The sequence below is a fragment of the Paenibacillus sp. FSL P4-0176 genome (assembly GCF_037975265.1).
GTDB lineage: Bacteria > Bacillota > Bacilli > Paenibacillales > Paenibacillaceae > Paenibacillus > Paenibacillus amylolyticus.
Genome location: NZ_CP150242.1, coordinates 6,221,925 through 6,240,269 on the forward strand (window position 1 = coordinate 6,221,925; position 18,345 = coordinate 6,240,269).

Genomic DNA, 18,345 nt, shown 5'->3' on the forward strand with positions numbered 1-18,345 from the left:
GCAGGGCTAAGATTAATTCCTTTATTTCACGTTGCTCCAGTATGCCTGAATTTCGCTGGCAAGCCCGGCACGGTCAATGACGTCAGCCAAGTATTTCTGCATGGATGCACCCAGTTTGGACCAGTGATCCGCAGGAAGTGTGCTCATTGATTCCTCGATTTTGCCTGCCTTGATGTATTCACTAATGGATTTGCCAAGTGGATCGGTTGGCTCCAATGTAATGTTGCTGAATGCCGGAATAATACTGGCTTGATTCACCAGGAAATCCTGACCTTTTTCGTTATAAACGATCCAGTCCAAAAATTTCTTCGCTGCTTCCTGCTGCGCTGGTGTGCTCTTCTCCTTATCCAGCAATATGCGTTTGGATACAGCAGCAGAGATTTGCGTATTACCGAAATCATCCGGATTATTGCTCACAGGTACCGGGAGGAAGCCATATTTTCCATCTGCTGTATCAAAGCTTGAAATTTGTGGCCATGCCCAGTTGCCCTGGAACCAGATGCCTACCTCACCCTTGCCAAGGACCTCAGGTCCACGCTCATAGGTTCCGGACAGTGGAGAAGCCTTGTCGATATTGTAGGTTTTCATCAGGTCAAATGTATCTAACAAGCCATTAAACACGGCATTGGACGCAAGGTCCACTTGACCTGCCTTCAGGTCCGTAATGAATTGATCCACCTTCGCACGGTCCGCCGACTGCCCACCATATGCAAGCCCCAGATAATGCGCACCAAGCGACCAATCCATCGGAGATACAATCAAAGGTGATTTTCCAGTAGCTGCGATCTTTTGGAAGAGCTCATCGAGCTGTGCAGTGGTCTGTACAGACTTCGGATCGAATGTCCCACCTACTGCCTGATCCAATACATTCTGGTTATAGATGAATCCATATCCTTCAATAGAGAACGGGAAGGCATAATTTTTGCCATCAAACGTTGTAGCCGCTGTACTGTTCTCCACAGCATCCTTCATCCAAGACTCGGATGTGAGATCCAGAACACGATCCTTGAATTTCTCAACATCTCCTGTATCCAGCATCATCATCGTTGTAGGGCTGCCGGAGGCATACAGAGCAGACGCTTTTTCAAACGGAGACTGTCCACTGCCTACGGGTACAATTTCGAGTGTGATATTTGGATTTTCGGCATGGAAGTCTTTAGCTGCTTGTTCCAACTGACTGTTAATTTCCGACTTGGAATTAAGCAAGGTGATTTTGACACTCTCACTGTTGCTACCCTCTGAGGAGGAGTTGGACTCCGTCGCTGCTTTACTTCCACATGCCGACAATACAAGCATCATAATCAATGACAATACCGATAATTTCATCCATCTCTGTTCTCTTTTCATCTTGTTATGGCCCCCGATCAATAGTTTAAAAGGAAACGCTTACAAATCGAATTATAATGTCAAAGGTTTGACATGTCAATCGTTTGACATACCATTCAAAAAAAATTTTCTCGACTTCATTTCTTCGTGGCAAAAGGACGAATAGGAAAAAACGACCCGTATCAGGTCGTCTCTCTCTCCACGATGTTAACTGGCAAAATATGCTCCATTCCGATCTTCTCTTCCGCGAGCTGGCGCCGAATCAGATCAATCGCCAGCTTAGCCATGGCCTCCACCGGCTGCCTGATCGTTGTAATGCCAGGCACCGTATACGCTGCCGCACGACTGTCATCATAACCTATAATAGCAATATCGTCGGGTACCTTGCGCCCACCTAACACGATCTGCTTCAGCGCATGCACCGCCATCAGATCACTCGTTACAAAGAGCCCATCCACCTCGGGGTGTTGTGCAAGCAGCTTATCCACCAATTCCGTATACTGATGCTGATCAAACACATTCAGATCGGTTTCATGAATCATGACCGGTTTGACTCCATGAGCCTGCAATGTATCAACGAAACCTGTCGTCCGGCGATTGGACAGCATTTGCAATTCCAAATTACCGCAGATATGTGCCAAATGTCGTCTGTTCTTCGAGAGCAACAATTCAGCAGCCATAACCCCTCCCTGATAGTTATCAGATGAGATAAACGGGATGTCTTCACCGATCTTACGATCAAAGGTCACGATTGGGGAATGCAGATTCATATACTCATCAACTTCCAGTGTATGACTTCCCATAATAATGCCATCCACGCGATTACCCTTGAGCATTTCCACATATTCACGCTCTTTGGAAGGGTCCATGTGGGAATTGCATAACATAATTTTAAATCCATTCTGGTAAGCATGATACTCAACATAGCTAGCCAGTTCTCCAAAAAACGGATGGGATACATCGGGGATAATCAAGCCTATCACATTGGATTGCTTACGCAGAAGAGAACGGGCAATTTCGTTGGGTCGATAGTTCAGTTCGTCCATGGTTTGATACACTTTGTCCCGAGTCTTCTGACTGATATATCCCCGGTTGTTTAATACACGCGAGACGGTAGTTACAGAAACTCCTGCCCTGAGTGCAACATCATGAATAGTTGCCATAACAGCCTCTTTTCCTACAACATTCTTCATACCTTTAACATTATAAACCTATTGTTAAACCTGAACCAAAGCCTTGGTACCCGCCTGCTGCTTCATTCCGCTACAATTCTCGCTCTCGGCATGCTATGCATAGCTCCGTGCGTAACATGGACCTGTACCACATACGTACCTGGTTCTTCAAAGGTATGCTGGATTTCATAATGCCCTTCCTCTGCCTCCTTGGCAGTTATAGCCCCCTGATTCTCCAGTTCGTCCGCTGTCATCATACCTTGTTCCGGAGATACAGAAGGCGGATCATCAAGCTCATTCCAGATCTGGAATTGCACATGGTCAGCATGACTTAACGGTGCATCTCCCTGTGTAAGCTTCACCTGCAACCGTGTTGGTTCATGAAGAGAAGCTTTCTCTGGAACGTCAAGTTTCACTTTGATCATCTCCGGCATCTCGCCCGATTGTGACTGTTCTTCATAAGAGCATCCCACCGTCAGGAGGAGCAGAATAACGAAGGGCATGAACCACCGAGCTTGTCCGCTCATCACCATCTATCCTTTCTTATTAAGAAGATTTTGGTGTTTTGCCGATACCCCACAGCATCACGATGATGATAATAAAGGCGATCAGTGCCAGTAATGGAATTGTGATGAAACCAAACCAGTTCAAATAGTCGGTATAACATGGAACCTTACCGCACGCGACGGCATTACCTGTAGCCGAAAAAATACGCTGGATCGTTACATGATATAACGAAATGCCGCCACCGACGAAACTCAGTGGGAGTACGTATTTCGTGATGCCCACGTCATCCTTAAAGTAAGCAATGCCCAGCAAAATCGTTAGTGGATACATGAATATGCGCTGGTACCAGCACAGATCACATGGAAGAAAGCCCTTGATCTCACTGAAATAGAGACTCCCCCCTGTTGCGATAACGGAAACGGCCCAAGCGACAAATAACCGGGTATCCACATTTCTCGCTGGGCGCTCCGATTTTGATGATGTACTCATTCCTCTGTCCCCCTCTTCATTTTGCTTATACCAAATTATCATACATCATTCTAGACTCCATCGGCTATTCAAGCTGTTATGTAGGTCATTACTCGATGATTATACCAAATATTTGAACTTTTGGGTGAATACAAAAAAGCTGCCGTATGGGGCAGCTCTTTTTGTTTGATTCGTATATAAACGTTGGATTACATCGATTTAGTCAGCGTAATGGAACCATCTTTTTGTGCCCATTTCACGTCCCAGTTCAGAAGTTCAGCAATGAAGCGCAGAGGAACTTGCGTACGTCCATCTTTGTTTACAAATACAGTTGCACCCACATTTTTCTTCACGCCGTTTACTTCCATAACGTTGTTGTTCACCCAGAATTCAAGGGTATCATCGCCAGCCATCACCGTTACTTGTTGTGCTTTTTTGTCCCATTTCACCGTTGCGCCAATACCTTCACTCAGGAAACGCAATGGAATGTATGTTGTGTTTTTCCAAAGCACTGGTGTGGTATCCATGTTGGTTGTTTTATCGTTAATTTTCAGCATTTTACTGTTCAGTTGCATCCACACCGTTGTCATATCTGGCGCTGGTGCTGGTGTTGCTGGCTCTTGGAATTTGTCGTTGAATTGAGTCACGATGGCGTTACCCAGGGCTTGACCTACACCAAACATCACTTTGAAGCCTTCACGATTCGTTGTGTAAGAAGCATCATAGTTACCTGTTGCATATTGATTCAATACGTTTTGTACTTGATTTTCATGCGTTGTCAGCGCTTGTTGTCCTGCTGCTTTTGGCAGATTGCCAGCTGTTGCTGAATCCAGGAATGTAGCAAATTCTGTTGTAAATCCATCAATACGTTTCTCTACTGCTGCACGAGCCGCAGCATCGTTGTTTTTAACAGCTTTTACATAGTCGCTTTGTGCGTTAACGTGGTTCGTTACCCAAATTTTCTCGAAAGCATTGGCACCATCGTTACCATAAACGGAAGCAATCGCTGCTTTGAAGTCAGCTGTGTTTCCAGCTTCAGCTGTAACCAGTGCGTTGGAAGCTGCTGTGCGTCCATCGAATTCCTCTTGCATTTGCAGAGCCGAAAGTGCAAAGTGTTCGGAAGCCAAGTGGTTGAGTGCAGATCTCAGATCAGCTGCTTTTGTATCCGCTTTGGTATTTTCGAATTTCTCAGGCATTTGTGTCGTAATTGCTGTGGAGAGTGCCTTACTTACGTCGAACATTTCCTTGAAACCTTCACGGTAAGCCTTGTATGCATCAACGTAATCTCCAGCTACATACTCATCAAATACTTTTTGCACGAGATCTTCATGTACTTTCAGCGCCTGTTTGGCTGCTGCTTTTGGCAACTTGCCTTCGGTAGCTGTGCTCAGGAATGTGGAGAACTCATCCACGAAACCGTTGATGTTTGCCTGTGCTTGTTTGATTCCAGCCTGGTTGCCCATTTTGGTTGCTTTCACCAGATCATCTGTGTATTTGTTATGAGCGCGGAAGATGCGTTCGAATTCTTTGGCACCTGCGTCACCGTATAGGGAAGCAATTGCTGGTTGCATATCCAGTGCATTCTGGTCGAGTGCTTTGTAGGCTGCATCTGCATCTTTTGCTCCGTCATATGCTTTGGCCATTGCCGTTACTGCGAGTGCAAAGTGCTCGGACAACAGGTGGTCCAGGTTTGCTCTCAGGTCAGCCGCAGGTGTGTTCACGGATGCTTTCATCATGGTCATTGGTGTCTGTGGTGCGGCAGCTGCTCCAGCGATCCCCGGCATCAACAGTGTCAAGCTAAGTACAGGCGCGATAAACTTCTTCATCTTCATTTTCATTACGTGTTCACTCCTCGATTATGTTGTGTGTATAATTTCTTTCCTCGTCGTCGTCTTCATAGGGTGTAACGCAGGGTTCTCTATTCTGGATCACTCTGTGGGCAAAAAAAGTTCACAGCTTTCAGTGAAGAAAGCTGCGAACTCCTGTTGTATCAAGGTTTTTTTGAATTAAAAAAATATAAAATTGTAGTGATCTTTCCGATCCAAGACCACATACATACTGTAATATAGATACTTCATTTTCCTTTATTTCTCAACTAAAGCTTACATCAAAGGTTATCCTGAAGTACAATAAAGACATATCATATTATTCGCGAAGGAGGTCCATTCATGACCTGGTTGCCTTATGTTTTAATTGTGGGTATCGCCTTGTTTGGAGGTATTGCTACCATGATCATCGGAAATTCCAAAGCCAATCAGACCAGCAACCCCGAATATGACCGCCGCACAAAGCAAAACCTTAGCAAACTTTCCTATGTATACGTTGGTGCGATTGTACTTGGTTTTGGCGGACTAATCCTCTATCTTTTTAACTAAAATGTTTCGATTCGGCAAAGAATACGTTCAACACACCAAGCAGCTTCCGTTTTCGTTCTACATTCTCCGTTTATATACACATGTTTACAAGTTGGAGATAATTCAGAATTATTCTGGATATGTTCGGGGTTTAATATAAAGCCATAAGGGACAGCGAGCCCATTAAACAAACCAAACCCCAACTTGAAGGAGAGATATAGGATGAAAAAAAACATGAAGAAATCCGTAGCAACAATGATGGTGCTGGGCATGACATTAACAGGAGCAACGGGTGTATTCGCCGGAACGCAGTTGGAGAAAATCTCCGCATACCTTAATCATGGAATCAGCTTTAATGTCGATGGCGCGGCTTACTCGCCAACGGATGGCAATGGCAACAAACTTGCGCCAATTACTTATAACAACTCTACTTATCTGCCCGTACGAGCGCTTGCCGATGCACTGCATGTGCCTGTATCCTATGACGGCAAAAAAGGACAGGTCATTATCGGCCAAGCAACAAGCAATCCATCAGCTTTGACAAATGTAACGTATAGCGCAGCACAAAAAGAGGCGATTCAAAAAGCTTTTGCACAATTCGATGGGTTCGAGACCGCTTATGCCCCTCAGCAGATGATCGCAGGTGACACGTTCAAAAGTGTAGGTGCGGGTGGCGACGGCGTCAGTTTTGTTTTCAACCATATGAAAGTGGATGTGTCTCCAAGAGATTATTCGGACGGTTATACGAGCAAAGACGTGAAACTGTCCAATAGTGTTGTCGCCAAATGGTATACACCAGATCAAACGGGCATGCTCACGTTCCAACTGGATGATCGCTACGTTACGCTTAGCTCCCCGGATCATAAGCTGAGCCAAGCTCAGTTGCAACAAGTCGCTGTCTCTGTTCAGAAGGCAACTGACAACAACGATCAAGGGATCACTGCATTTGCAGATGTGAACTATAGCAAACAACAATTGGATAACATTCGCAAAGCATTTGCGAAGTTTGACGGGTTCACCACAGCCTATGCTCCACAACATATGGTTGCTGGAGATACGTTCAAAAGCGTAGGTGCAGGCGGTGATGGTGTAAACTTTGTTTTTAATCGTATGAATGTAACGGTATCCCCTAAAGATTACTCGTTCAGCTATGATGGTAAAACGGTAAAACTGCCTAATGGCGTATCAGCCAAATGGTACACACCAGACCAAACGGATATGCTCACGTTCAAACTGGATGATCGTTATGTAACCATCAGCTCACCGAATAACCAATTGACTCACACTCAACTGGAGCAAATGGCGGTATCTGTACAAAAAGTGAAATAAACAAAAATAAACACATCATTTCGGTCCCACTCTATGAGTTGGGGCTGATTTGATGTGTGTTTTTTTTGAATCTTTAGAATTTATTTTTATCAAATGGTTCTGGAAGCTTTAAGGAGTACACCATCGTTGATTTTCCTTCTTTCACGGGAACAATCACGTTAAGCACACCATCTTGTAACATGTTTTCTGGAATCTTGGCTGTGCTAAATCCCCACTTCCTCTCAGGTATGTCCGTTAAAGATACTTTCCCGAGCACCGAAGTGTAGTCTGGATTGATGAACAGCAACTCTGTAATTGAATCTTTAGAGGAGGAAATGGTCAATGTTCGATCAAAATTAAGCACCACACCATCAATTCGGTCTGGCACAGCTGATTCCATCGGCCTTGTATTTACCGGATCTAATTGGTAACTCTCCCCTACCCGATCCATCCATCGTGCTCTTGCATGAAAAGGAAGAATTTTGGAATCCATGGCTAGATCAGTTCCCTTTTCTTCATCGCTCATGCTTAATTGTTTGTTGTAACCAGTTGCTTTTGTTTCCGACACTTTGAGCCCCAAGTCCTTACTCCACTGACCTAAAGGAATAAAGGTCTGATTGTATAGCGTCAACAATTGTTTTGAAGGTTGATTCACACTGGAAGAACGCTGACCACGAGTGAAGGTGAGCCGATCCTTCCCGAGATTATATTGAATATGAAATGCTTTAGTGAATTCTTCTAAAGGAACATAATGCTGACCTTCCATATAGAAGGTGGGCTGCCCTTTATACTCCAATACACCCTGATCAGACTTAATAGCTACAGGTTCCATCGGGAAAAACACATTAGAGAACTGAAAAGAATTCCAATATTTTTTCCAGTCACTGTACGTACCATAATTCAATTTAAGATGTTTATTTTCTGAAATAACATATAAGGATGGCGGGTAAGAGCCTGGATTGGAAAAATACTGTTCAATAATATACTCATCCTCAGTAATCCACTGGATACTTTCGGTACGAGCGCGATAAGGAGAATCATAGGAACGAATCCGCTTAAGGGTCTTCAAATCATAGACTTGTACCTTGGACGACTCCATTTTACTATCCAGACCGTTCTCTGTGACCAGAACCAATGTTTTTCTTTCGGGTGAGATAAATGATTGCACATAGCCCACTCGCTCTTTAATCAGTGTAGTTTTTTTGCCATTTTTGGTTACAACCACAGTCCAGTCTGATTTCCGATCCCTCGTGTTGCCTTGAGAAACATTTAGATGAACATCTGCACTTACCTGAAAAGCTTTAGTAGACAAGCCCGTCTTCTGGTCGGGCTTCATCCACAAGTCGCTTACTTTGGCCTTCTTCCCCTTTATACCGCCATATTCAAGATAGTGACAATCTAAAGTATCTGTGCAATAAACCCCAAAATTACGGGTTTGTGGAATCGGTGATACCACATATTTGGTATCTGTAAAATCCCTTTCCAGCAAAAGCTTTCCGCGAGTGTATACTTTTTTTCCTGTGACCATGGAATAGTAGTTGGATTTAGGTACGTTTTTCTCATAGATCGTATAATATATTCCGATTTGAGGTTCCAAGTGGATACGGTTTTCGCCCTCATGGACCTTGCGAAGTGTGTTCGAGCTATAGTCATACTCGTACAAAACGTAATAATGCTGCTTATCATCCGTGGCATAATAAGTTATGTATCCTTTTAACCCTGCTGGTGTGTCACTAACGATAGGATCATACTGATGGGAAGTTGTCGTCAGACCGGTATGTATTCTAGGGAGAATAGCTGGATCGGTAAAATGGTACTCATTTTCTTTGAGTTCACCAGTATCAAAACTCGTTCGAAGCGTAGTCACGGTCACCTCCGTGCCTCTGATTGCAAAACGAATGTTATGTTGCACCCGATCTGTGGATGAAATGGATCGCTCTGCGTTCTGAGCCGTTTGAGTTATTGAAGTGGACGCTGAGACTGTGAATTGCGACATGCTGAGTATAAAAATTGAAACTAAACTGACGATGAGCCATTTGGATCCTCTGGACATACTTAACTCCTTCTCTGTGTAATGGATTTGGTTGAGACTCGTTAAGTATAGAACTTTTGATCTAAATATTCATTACTTTTTCTTCCATCTTCTGGCCCTAATGGAACATTCCAAAGGACAGCGACAGATCTATTCATTTATCTGTCAACTGCCCTTTAGAATTCACTAAATCTCTTTCTACGTATGGATGCTACCGCTTAATAGCTGTTTCGGTTAACCCATCAAACCTTTAGTTCAGCCAAACGAATAACCCTGCGATACATCATCGCATCCATCAAATCCTCCCAGTCGAGTTCACTGGCATTAACGTCTCGATAATAGACCGCAGCAGCAGGCAAGAAACCAACTAGCGGCCCTGTACCACCACATATCAGGCTCCCACCGTCTCCGCCTTTGGGCATCACATCCCCAGCCGAATCCAGTGTAAGCTCATACTTGTAGGGATCACCGGCAAATTGCATTCCGAAGAAATTTGGCATTTCCAGATCATAAGGACGATCATCCTTTTCTTCAACACGTGAAGAGGCCGTCTCTGCTGATCCATCCACAATTTCATCCACGCCTTCCAGACTTCCAAAGTGCTTCAATCTCATCGTATAGTCGAAGCTGTCACCCCAGGGAAATAACGTGCGACAACCGCCGCCATAGATATACTCCCATTCGTCTTCAGTCAGCAAACCAAAACCCGCCGCAGCTTCCTCCCTCACAACGTCTTCCAACTCTATTCCTTCGTTGAACCACAGGATTCGGACTTCATTCTCACTTTGGCGAATCAGACGAAACTGTTGATGCAGTTCATATTCACGGATCTCCGACTGCTTAAACTGCTCCAGTGCTGAAGGGAAATCAGGATTTTCCTGTGCAAATGCTTCCTCCTTGGACACTTCAATCCAGCCAAGTGAGATCAGTTCGCATTCAACAAGCATCGGCGCAATGTTGACCGTTCTTACAGGCGACATTTGACTCGCCAGAAAAGAATCCACGTCCTCCACACCATACTCACTGACCGTTTCATGCAGGTCGGCTGATGTCTCTTCGTTCATACCATGCTGCCAACGATCCCAGCCGAGTGTTACTTGATCCCCAGGCACAAACACAAATCTCAGCCCATCCTCCGTAAATACACCTGTCTCTATTCGCTGACCAAACCGTTCAAATGTCTCGAGACCCTCATATACCATACCGTCCGGTAACTGACGAACAAGCTTACGCATCCAAGCCTCTTTGTCCTGAGCATTCAACCCCTGCCAGATGTCTCGTCTCAATGCTTCCATAACTTTCTCCACCCTCCTTATGCACATTCACTTTTCTAAAATGCTTTACTGGCTGGCACAGCACAATCTTACTTGTGTTGTTTACATTTTTATTTCTCTGCGGCCTGCAAAAGTTCCATCAATAATTCCTTCCGTCTTCCCTCGGCCTTGCGAGCAAGCGTTGAGAGCTTCTCCACTTTGCCAAAGATCGGATAGAGTACACGTTCCGCTTCATAATACTCAAGTTCTTGAATTTGTCTAACCAGCAGTTCGAGTATTTCCTCATTCTCCAGTTCGGGCTGAATCTTCAGCTTCAGACTATCGGTCGAACGACGCAAGCTGGCGACTAACGCAGGTATGGCTTGAGCCGTGACACCCTGTTGTTCTACAAATGCCGCAATGAACTTATCCTGAATCAACTGATGCTCATCATCCACTTCACCCATGTAATATTCAACCAACGGGAAATACTGCTCATCCACAAGCCCCAGTCCAAAGGTTGCATAACTGCCCGGCATACAGCTTTTCTCTCCCTCGGTATCCTCGTAGAACTCAAACTCTTGGATAGCCTCACGCGCATACTCTTCCAGAAGTGGATGCAATTCCGGGTACTCCAGTGCATTGGCAAAGAATCGGTGGGTATCCGACTTCGCGAGCCCTTTGATCGGCAAATACTGCTTTACGCTGGACTTGAGCTTGATCTTATAACTTTTCGGAAAGCCCTGTTTCAATAAATGAGTGATAAAGGTAAGTGCCTGCTGATAGGCACCCGGCTCTTCCTTACGAATGTGAATGGTCATCAGAGCAAATACATCATTTGCTTTGCATTCTACTTCTTCCGTTTTCACATGAATATCGTCCTTCGCATACGTCCCGCTACCTTCTGTCATCATGCTTGCTGCACGTTTGCTACCGAGTTGCTTCGCGAGCTCCAGAAAAGTCACACCTTTGGGTTTACTATAACTCGGCTCAAAACGTAGAATCATGACCGCCGCGTATAATAGCAGATCGTTTGGTTGAGTTTCGGATGTTTGCGCCTTCCCAGGCTCGTCCAAATGTTGGCCTGCCTGTGTCTCAACGTTCGACTCCAGCGTTGCTCCGGGCTTTAGTGAATACTCATTGGTACGATAAGGCGAAGACTGAACATCATAATACTGTGGCAAAAACTGATTCTCCACCCATGCCGTCACTGCATGAGTAATCTCACGACGATGTTCCGCAAGTGCCTCCGGACGACTCTGATTCAACTCTTGAATCCGGTCATACTGCCTGATAGTCCATGCCACATCCAACTCCGGGAACAGCTTTGGATCGAGCAGATGACTTGTCAAAAAGAAGGATTCCAATGGCTTCGTTGGATATGTACTGTTCTCCAGATTCTTGTCTACATAGGTATGAATACGATCAAGGAGCAGCTTTCTTTTCTCTTCGTTGATCCATTCCAATAAAGTCAGTTGCAGCTTGCCTTCGGTTGTTGGGAATTTCCCTCGCAAGGTGAAGCGGTAGTCAATCAACGGAGTATCTGCCAGCTTGTCCAATCTTCCCTGAACAACCTCTACAAGCTTAGGCCTGATCTCGTTCCGTACCTGTTCCTCGGTAAAGACTCCTCCCTGCTTTGATATCACATCATCATCATCCAAACCCAGATCCAGGCTGTCTATCGTGGTCCGTCCAGGTCTGTAATCCAGCACAATATCATTAAAAATACCCATTTGCAGCGTGGTTCGCTTCACAACACTTTCCAAGTCATCCCGCTTTTCCTGTTCATCAAACCATTCATGGATCGTCGTCATCATCTCTTCCATCGCCTGATCATAAAGTGTACTCATCTGATCTCCTGCCTTCCCATGCATCTTATGATGTTCATCAACCACACTTGAACCTCTATGAATCCCGGATTAATCCGGGGCATCTATGTTATAAATACGTATTGATGTTCGTATATTACCTATTATTTTACTCTCTCAAGTACACCCGGAACAATAAGGCTTATGCACGGTTGTTTGCTGGTCAAAGAGATCTACGGATTCCTTTTTTTTCATAACTATGTACGCTCTCGGTATGCCCTCGCTATCATCATCCCCACGTTGTATAATCATTGTATTCCTTTTCAGGAGGTCTGACTAAATGAGCTACAGCAAATACTTCCCCTTGGAAAACTATTTGAATCAAGTTTCAATCACCCTTACATATGCAGAGCTTGAGGAGATTCTTGGATTTACGTTACCCCCTACAGCGTATAATCGCGAACAATGGTGGGTGAATAATTCCAATAATCATACACAGGCACTATCCTGGTTAAATGCCGGATGGAAGGTTGAGAATGTGATTCTAGGAAAACAAGTAACTTTTGTCCGCTGCGAGTCATAATCGATCTGTACGATATAGATTAATAGTTATAACTCCAAAGGTTCTATTTTTCCATAAATGTTATTCGAGACAAAAAAAGCAGGGTAGACTGATGAATTCATCAGTTCTCCCCTGCTTTGTAAATTAATTAACTGTCTTATACCACTCGTTCACTTCGGCAGTGATATCATCCCCGCCCATGGATTTCCACTTCGTCACAAACGCATCAAATTCCTCAATGCCTACCTGACCATAGATGATCTTGCTGAACGTATCTTTCTCCAACTTGTCGATTGCGTCCTTCTTCATTTTCATCGTCTCGGTTGGTGCCCCGGTGAACTTATTCTTAATGGCGTTATCTTTATTCGCAACGACCACCTCAGCGGCTACAAACACTTCCGGTTTGTTGGCAATCTTCGTATTTTTCTCAAAAGGAGTCTCCGGGTCCTTGCCCTTCGCAAGTTCCGCCAGCGTATCCATCATGAGATTCGGAATCCGTGCACCGTCATACGTAATTGTATATTTGAGTGGTGATACGCCGTCCTTCACTTCAGCTTCACCAACGACTTTGCCATCCACGATGTCATAATCATATCCTTGTGCGAAGCCATGTTCGAACTCGCTGCCCACTTCCGGATTAGCAAAGTTGTCGAACAGATAATTTTGGTACGTGAAGAAAATCTCCGGGTTCGCCATGTCTTTGTTAATCAGTACAACGCCGTTACTTGCACCAGAACCATGCTGGTGGCTCTCACCTGTTGGTCCTGTAGGTAAAGCAATGGCCTTGTACGTGGCACCGTCCACATTTTTCTTCACATCATCAATCGGCCAGTTTGGCATCCAGTGTGGTCCCACGATAATGCCAGCTTTACCTGCGGTGAACAATTCTGCTGCCTTGATCTCGTCATAGACGCCTGCTTCTTTGGGCAGGTAACCTTTGGACAACCAATCTTTCATCGTTGCAAGCCCATCCTTCACACCTGGCTGAATAGAGCCATATTGCAGTGTTCCGTCTCCGGCATCATTCCACTGTCCAGGCATCGTGTTGTACATGCCGAAGATCCAGCCGGATTCCGTCATCCAGGTATTGAGCGCATTTTTCATGCCCACGGTCAGACCATACGTATCTTTCTTACCATTCCCATCCGGGTCCAGATTTGTAAAAGCATCCATGACCGTAACCAGCTCATCCATGGTTTTTGGTTCTTCCAGTCCCAGCTTCTTCAGCCAGTCTTCCCGGATAAACATGACCGAATCGCCGTTGTAAGCATAATCGAAGATTGGAATGCCATAACGCTCGCCCTCATACATGTATGGATACCATTCCTCGGATGCTGATTCGGATGCCTGTTTCCATGTGTCCGAAGCATATTTGTCAAACAACTCGCCTGCATTGGCAAATTTGCCGGACTCAATTAATTCCCGGACCAGATTGTAGTCTCCCCGAATGGAGACGATATCCGGCAGTTCTTCGTTAGCGGACAGGGACAAGCGTAATTTCGTGTAAAATGCATCATTGGTCACCGATACAGCCCATGGCGTAGTCAGATCGATGCCAAGTCGTTCCTTGGCCCATTTGGTATGCACATTGTTCTGAGCCGTTTCCCCGTTCTTGAATTTCGTATCATCATTCCAGGCCCGCAGATAACTCATCTGTACCGCCGGTTCATACTTCCCATCTTGCAGAGCAAGTGGTGCAGCGGCTTCCTTCGCCGGTTCTTCCTTGGCCCCCGAACTACATGCCGTTACAGCAACCATCGTGATTGCGAGCAATGCCGTCATCATTTTTCTATACATGAACTAACCCCTCCTCAGGTAACTTGGATACCCTTATGTGCCAAATGCACCTCTGCATTTGCCATCATTCGATTTCAACCGCTCACGGGTACAAAATATGGACGAACAACACCATTTCGATCCTTATTTTGCTGATGCAAGTCGCTGATTGGATTGATGCCAAATGCACCTTACATGAAAAGGATAGTGCAGCCGGGGAGGCAAACATATATCACAATTTCAATGTTCATATCGATTTGTTAACCGTTCCGAAAATCTTGCGGGGTCAGTCCATAATGTTTGCGGAACACCTGAATGAAATAAGGCGTGTTGTTGTACCCCACTTCCTGACCGACTTCATAGATCTTCATCGCCGTATGTTTCAGCAAATGAACCGCACGTTCCATTCTGGAACGGATAATATAATCACTAATGCCTTCACCTGTGGATTGTTTGTACATTTTCGACAGATATACCGGGTGCAGATGCACCTCTCCGGCAATGACCTGCAACGATAGATCCTCACCCAGATGATGGTCAATCCATTGCTGCACCTGCCGAATCAGCGTTGATCCGGCATCCTGTCCCGCATCGCTTGTGCTCTCTTCCCACTGCTTCATCACACATCTGGTCCACGTTTCCAGACTACGCAGCGAGATACCATATCCATCCTTGAGCAGCTGCTGGTATTGCTCGCCAAGCACTTCGGTTAACTGCCTTCCTTCCCGATGAGCCATATAGGAGAATGCTGCCGCCAGATAATGAAAAGCCACATACACATGCTCCGGGAACACACTGTTCGACAGTTCGGTAAAGATCTGATCAATCTTACGGTGTGCATCTTCCATGCGCCCCGCTTCCAGTAACGTCGTTAGACCCGGTGGTTCATACAGCGCTGCAAGAGACTTCAACGTGGCCCCATTGGTTCCCGCCGCCGCATTCAGATGTAATCCTTTGCCCGCCTCGGCCTGCTTGCGAAGTGCACTCACAGCTTGATGATATAGCTGCGGCACCTGATCTGGGAAACGCCCCATACGACTAACGGACAGGGAAATGGTCGCGTTCAGATACTGCCTCACACTGTGGATCAACCGCTCTCCAAGTCGGCCCATTAACATTTCTGGTTCGGCCTGAGTTTGTTTGGGACTGGCCATGAAGACCAGATCATCATAGGCATCATCCGTATGGCAGAGATGATAGGTACTGCCGTAGATCTCTTCCACTACATTCGAGATGGCGTACTTCATCAATCGAAACGCTTTATGTGTAGGTTGATGGTCATCATACCGGATGAGCAACAGTTGCATTTTATCCTGTGGACGGAACCCGATCTCCAGTTGCTCCAGCTTGCCTTCGAGTTCAGCATCCGCAAATTTATGCCCTAACAATACATCCTTCATCAGCTCCGCCCGCTTCTCGGGTAGATGTTCCCTCACTGAATACATGGCCCGCTGATGCAGCATTTGTTTCTCACCCTCAAGGCGAATCTGCACGGCGGCCTGCTGCACGGATTCGATCAGTTCCTCATCCCTGACCGGTTTGAGCAGGTAACTGACTGTCCCATGTTTGAGCGCCTGCTTCGCATAATCGAAGGAGGCATGCCCCGATAAAATAATACATTTGGTCTGTTCCCACTTTTGCCTGATGTGACTGACCAGATCCAGACCGGACAGACCCGGCATACGGATATCCGTGATAATAATATGGACCTGATGTGATGCCATATGTTCCAGAGCTTCTTTGACTGAATAGGCTTTGAATACCTGCCCAATCCCGTGTTCTCTCCACGGTATCGAGACAGCGATCGACTCTACTGCCGAATGTTCATCATCCACGACCATCAGATTCATCATGCGGTTGTTCCTCCTCAAACCATCGAATTTCTACACTAAGTCCACCATAAGGAATCGCTCCAAAATGAAGCCCGGACGACAGCCCATATCGCGTAACGAGACGCTGGTGCACATTCCATGTGCCTGTTCCAATCTCCTCACCCATCGGTTCATTGATCTCCCGTTCCAATTCGGCAATCTCTTCCGCTGTCAGCGTGACACCATCATTGTCAACAAACAGGCTATATCTTGTATATGTCCGACCCTCAATATGTTCGGGTACCGCCATCCCTGTTACGACGACATGCCCACTGCCCTCCATCGGCTCAATGCCATGGATCACCGCATTCTCTACGATGGGTTGAATGAGCAGTCGCGGAATGTGAAGTAACATCAGTTGCTGCGGTACGGCAATCTCGTAGGTCAGCCGGTTGGTCCGCATCTGTTGAATGGACAAATAATGGTCCAGCAGCCGGATTTCTTCCTCTACTGTCGTCATATCATTCTCGCCCCGCGTAATGTAGCGATAGTAGTCTCCCAGACTTAGCGACATGGCAATAACGGCTTCACGGTTGCCGAGCTGGGTCATATTTTTGATATAAAACAGGCAATTGTACAGGAAATGCGGATTGATCTGTGATTGCAGATGTTTCAATGTCGCTTCCCGTGAGCGGATACGTTCCTCGTATACCTTCTCGATTAGTTCCTGAATCTGCTCTGCCATATGGTTGAAGCTCTGGGTGAGATACGCGAATTCATCACGAGAGTGATCGACCGGAATCCGTGTGGACAGCTGCCCTTTGCGAATCTGTTGTAGCCCTCTCATCAAGCGATGGATGGGCACCTGAACTTTTCGATACAAAAGCAGTGCGGCCCCGATACTCAGCACGAGCAGTAACAGAATGGAGGTAATAAACATATTTCGGCTCTTGTCCATTGGGGTCAGCAAATCATCCAATACCACAGGGTTCACGTATACCGCTTGCAGTTGTTTGGAGTGCACGTAACTGACCAGATATTGTTTACCGCCCACCTCCAATTGATGATTGCCTTCCCTCTCCGGCCCGTTAAAAGGCATATCACGCATGATCGCTTCGACCAGTTCGGGGTCCGCCGTACGGTTCAGCAACGGATCGTTACCTGGTACCAGCAAGAAGGGATCTCCTCCCTGCGTTTCTTTAAAATCATCCAACATGGCAACCACGTTCATCGGGTCAAAATTAATCTCCATCACCGTTCGCACGCCTGTATTCATCGGTTTTTCATTCCACTCGTAGTTATCCGTGAAAAAGTAGGTGAAACTCCCCTTCTCCAGCTGCCATTGGCCAGGTTGCGGGAACGTCAACATCTTCTCATCGTAGACCGTCCGGCTGGACATGGTGGATAACACAAGTTCCGCTTGTGGCAGGACAATGGTAATATCGTTCTTCCAGCGGCTGGTGGACTGGTACAACGATAATTTGTCGAGAATATCCAGATAGATACTGTTCTTCTCATATTGGCTGGTGGAGTCCGTCATGTAACGGTAATGCAGGATACTCGGATCTCGCAGCAATGTCAGGCCATACAGCGAGAGCTGCTCGATATTTTTATCCACCTGGGAACTGAAATAATTGAACTGGTTCAGACTCGACTGTTGTTTCTCTTCAACGACCATGTCCACATTTGCCTGGTTCGCGTATGTATACAGCAGCAGAATAGGTACGAGCAGGCAGATTAAGAGAATGACCGTCTTCGCAAATACTGTGAATTTCATCGTTTCACCCTGTCCCTAAATTTGGAGTCGTTCTACACCGAAGTCCTATTTTATATTGAAAGCCCTTACAATTCTATATGATTTTTTGTTCTCCCGTTTTCCTGTGACTTGAAGACCTCTGTTTCCTCAACAAGTTAATATTTCAACATCCGCATTGAAATGTTGTTCTATAGTCGACCTTTCTCCGTTGC

General features: G+C 45.8%; 14 protein-coding genes. 3 read left to right on the forward strand and 11 right to left on the reverse strand.

Features of this window, described 5'->3' with window-relative positions:
• Positions 1 to 21 precede the first annotated feature (21 nt).
• From MKY95_RS28790 to MKY95_RS28810, 5 genes are all read right to left on the reverse strand, one after another.
• Positions 22 to 1,347 carry an ABC transporter substrate-binding protein gene (locus MKY95_RS28790; protein WP_083669906.1) on the reverse strand — a complete coding sequence of 442 codons (1,326 nt, stop codon included), beginning with the start codon at positions 1,345 to 1,347 and terminating at the stop codon, positions 22 to 24.
• Positions 1,348 to 1,508: 161 nt separating this feature from the next.
• Positions 1,509 to 2,489: a LacI family DNA-binding transcriptional regulator gene (locus tag MKY95_RS28795; protein ID WP_076319690.1), complete on the reverse strand. Its 981-nt coding sequence runs from the start codon at positions 2,487 to 2,489 to the stop codon at positions 1,509 to 1,511.
• 92 nt (positions 2,490 to 2,581) lie between these two features.
• A complete protein-coding gene (locus tag MKY95_RS28800; protein ID WP_036668090.1) occupies positions 2,582 to 3,025 on the reverse strand; it encodes a FixH family protein in 444 nt (147 codons plus the stop codon).
• Positions 3,026 to 3,044: 19 nt separating this feature from the next.
• Complete coding sequence (locus MKY95_RS28805; RefSeq protein WP_047841622.1) at positions 3,045 to 3,494, reverse strand: disulfide oxidoreductase; 450 nt, start codon at positions 3,492 to 3,494, stop codon at positions 3,045 to 3,047.
• Between the two features lie 188 nt (positions 3,495 to 3,682).
• Positions 3,683 to 5,311 carry a copper amine oxidase N-terminal domain-containing protein gene (locus tag MKY95_RS28810; RefSeq protein ID WP_305955694.1) on the reverse strand — a complete coding sequence of 543 codons (1,629 nt, stop codon included), beginning with the start codon at positions 5,309 to 5,311 and terminating at the stop codon, positions 3,683 to 3,685.
• Positions 5,312 to 5,641: 330 nt separating this feature from the next.
• Here MKY95_RS28810 and MKY95_RS28815 point away from each other — a divergent pair, with 330 nt between their 5' ends.
• Together MKY95_RS28815 and MKY95_RS28820 are read left to right on the forward strand one after the other, a co-directional pair.
• On the forward strand, positions 5,642 to 5,848 hold the full coding sequence (locus MKY95_RS28815) for a hypothetical protein (RefSeq protein WP_017692174.1): 207 nt from the start codon (positions 5,642 to 5,644) through the stop codon (positions 5,846 to 5,848).
• Between the two features lie 201 nt (positions 5,849 to 6,049).
• The gene (locus MKY95_RS28820) at positions 6,050 to 7,156 is read left to right on the forward strand and encodes a stalk domain-containing protein (RefSeq protein ID WP_036668091.1); all 1,107 of its coding nucleotides are present in this window, start codon (positions 6,050 to 6,052) and stop codon (positions 7,154 to 7,156) included.
• 73 nt (positions 7,157 to 7,229) lie between these two features.
• On the opposite strand, the gene MKY95_RS28825 is transcribed toward MKY95_RS28820, so the two are convergent.
• The 3 genes from MKY95_RS28825 to MKY95_RS28835 all read right to left on the reverse strand — a co-directional run bounded on the left by MKY95_RS28825 (position 7,230) and on the right by MKY95_RS28835 (position 12,270).
• Complete coding sequence (locus MKY95_RS28825) at positions 7,230 to 9,131, reverse strand: hypothetical protein (protein ID WP_339195629.1); 1,902 nt, start codon at positions 9,129 to 9,131, stop codon at positions 7,230 to 7,232.
• A gap of 278 nt (positions 9,132 to 9,409) precedes the next feature.
• A complete protein-coding gene (locus MKY95_RS28830; RefSeq protein WP_076319692.1) occupies positions 9,410 to 10,462 on the reverse strand; it encodes a hypothetical protein in 1,053 nt (350 codons plus the stop codon).
• An 89-nt stretch (positions 10,463 to 10,551) separates the two neighbouring features.
• Complete coding sequence (locus MKY95_RS28835) at positions 10,552 to 12,270, reverse strand: DUF6138 family protein (RefSeq protein ID WP_076319727.1); 1,719 nt, start codon at positions 12,268 to 12,270, stop codon at positions 10,552 to 10,554.
• 298 nt (positions 12,271 to 12,568) lie between these two features.
• Between MKY95_RS28835 and MKY95_RS28840 the strand changes: the two genes are divergently transcribed.
• Complete coding sequence (locus MKY95_RS28840; RefSeq protein ID WP_036606815.1) at positions 12,569 to 12,811, forward strand: hypothetical protein; 243 nt, start codon at positions 12,569 to 12,571, stop codon at positions 12,809 to 12,811.
• 123 nt (positions 12,812 to 12,934) lie between these two features.
• On the opposite strand, the gene MKY95_RS28845 is transcribed toward MKY95_RS28840, so the two are convergent.
• From MKY95_RS28845 to MKY95_RS28855, 3 genes are all read right to left on the reverse strand, one after another.
• Positions 12,935 to 14,587, reverse strand: a complete 1,653-nt coding sequence (locus MKY95_RS28845) for an extracellular solute-binding protein (RefSeq protein ID WP_076319693.1) — start codon at positions 14,585 to 14,587, stop codon at positions 12,935 to 12,937.
• A gap of 239 nt (positions 14,588 to 14,826) precedes the next feature.
• Positions 14,827 to 16,419, reverse strand: coding sequence for a response regulator (locus tag MKY95_RS28850; RefSeq protein WP_076319694.1), 1,593 nt, complete (start codon positions 16,417 to 16,419; stop codon positions 14,827 to 14,829).
• Positions 16,394 to 18,154, reverse strand: a complete 1,761-nt coding sequence (locus MKY95_RS28855) for a histidine kinase (RefSeq protein WP_076319695.1) — start codon at positions 18,152 to 18,154, stop codon at positions 16,394 to 16,396. Before MKY95_RS28855 ends, MKY95_RS28850 begins: the two co-directional genes overlap by 26 nt.
• Positions 18,155 to 18,345 lie beyond the last annotated feature (191 nt).

Excerpts from the sequence above, each read along its gene's own strand:
- MKY95_RS28790 (WP_083669906.1), bottom strand. The coding sequence starts at position 1,347 with ATGAAAAGAGAACAGAGATGGATGAAATTATCGGTATTGTCATTGATT.
- MKY95_RS28795 (WP_076319690.1), bottom strand. The coding sequence starts at position 2,489 with ATGGCAACTATTCATGATGTTGCACTCAGGGCAGGAGTTTCTGTAACT.
- MKY95_RS28800 (WP_036668090.1), bottom strand. The coding sequence starts at position 3,025 with ATGAGCGGACAAGCTCGGTGGTTCATGCCCTTCGTTATTCTGCTCCTC.
- MKY95_RS28805 (WP_047841622.1), bottom strand. The coding sequence starts at position 3,494 with ATGAGTACATCATCAAAATCGGAGCGCCCAGCGAGAAATGTGGATACC.
- MKY95_RS28810 (WP_305955694.1), bottom strand. The coding sequence starts at position 5,311 with ATGAAAATGAAGATGAAGAAGTTTATCGCGCCTGTACTTAGCTTGACA.
- MKY95_RS28815 (WP_017692174.1), top strand. The coding sequence starts at position 5,642 with ATGACCTGGTTGCCTTATGTTTTAATTGTGGGTATCGCCTTGTTTGGA.
- MKY95_RS28820 (WP_036668091.1), top strand. The coding sequence starts at position 6,050 with ATGAAAAAAAACATGAAGAAATCCGTAGCAACAATGATGGTGCTGGGC.
- MKY95_RS28825 (WP_339195629.1), bottom strand. The coding sequence starts at position 9,131 with ATGTCGCAATTCACAGTCTCAGCGTCCACTTCAATAACTCAAACGGCT.
- MKY95_RS28830 (WP_076319692.1), bottom strand. The coding sequence starts at position 10,462 with ATGGAAGCATTGAGACGAGACATCTGGCAGGGGTTGAATGCTCAGGAC.
- MKY95_RS28835 (WP_076319727.1), bottom strand. The coding sequence starts at position 12,270 with ATGAGTACACTTTATGATCAGGCGATGGAAGAGATGATGACGACGATC.
- MKY95_RS28840 (WP_036606815.1), top strand. The coding sequence starts at position 12,569 with ATGAGCTACAGCAAATACTTCCCCTTGGAAAACTATTTGAATCAAGTT.
- MKY95_RS28845 (WP_076319693.1), bottom strand. The coding sequence starts at position 14,587 with ATGTATAGAAAAATGATGACGGCATTGCTCGCAATCACGATGGTTGCT.
- MKY95_RS28850 (WP_076319694.1), bottom strand. The coding sequence starts at position 16,419 with ATGATGAATCTGATGGTCGTGGATGATGAACATTCGGCAGTAGAGTCG.
- MKY95_RS28855 (WP_076319695.1), bottom strand. The coding sequence starts at position 18,154 with ATGAAATTCACAGTATTTGCGAAGACGGTCATTCTCTTAATCTGCCTG.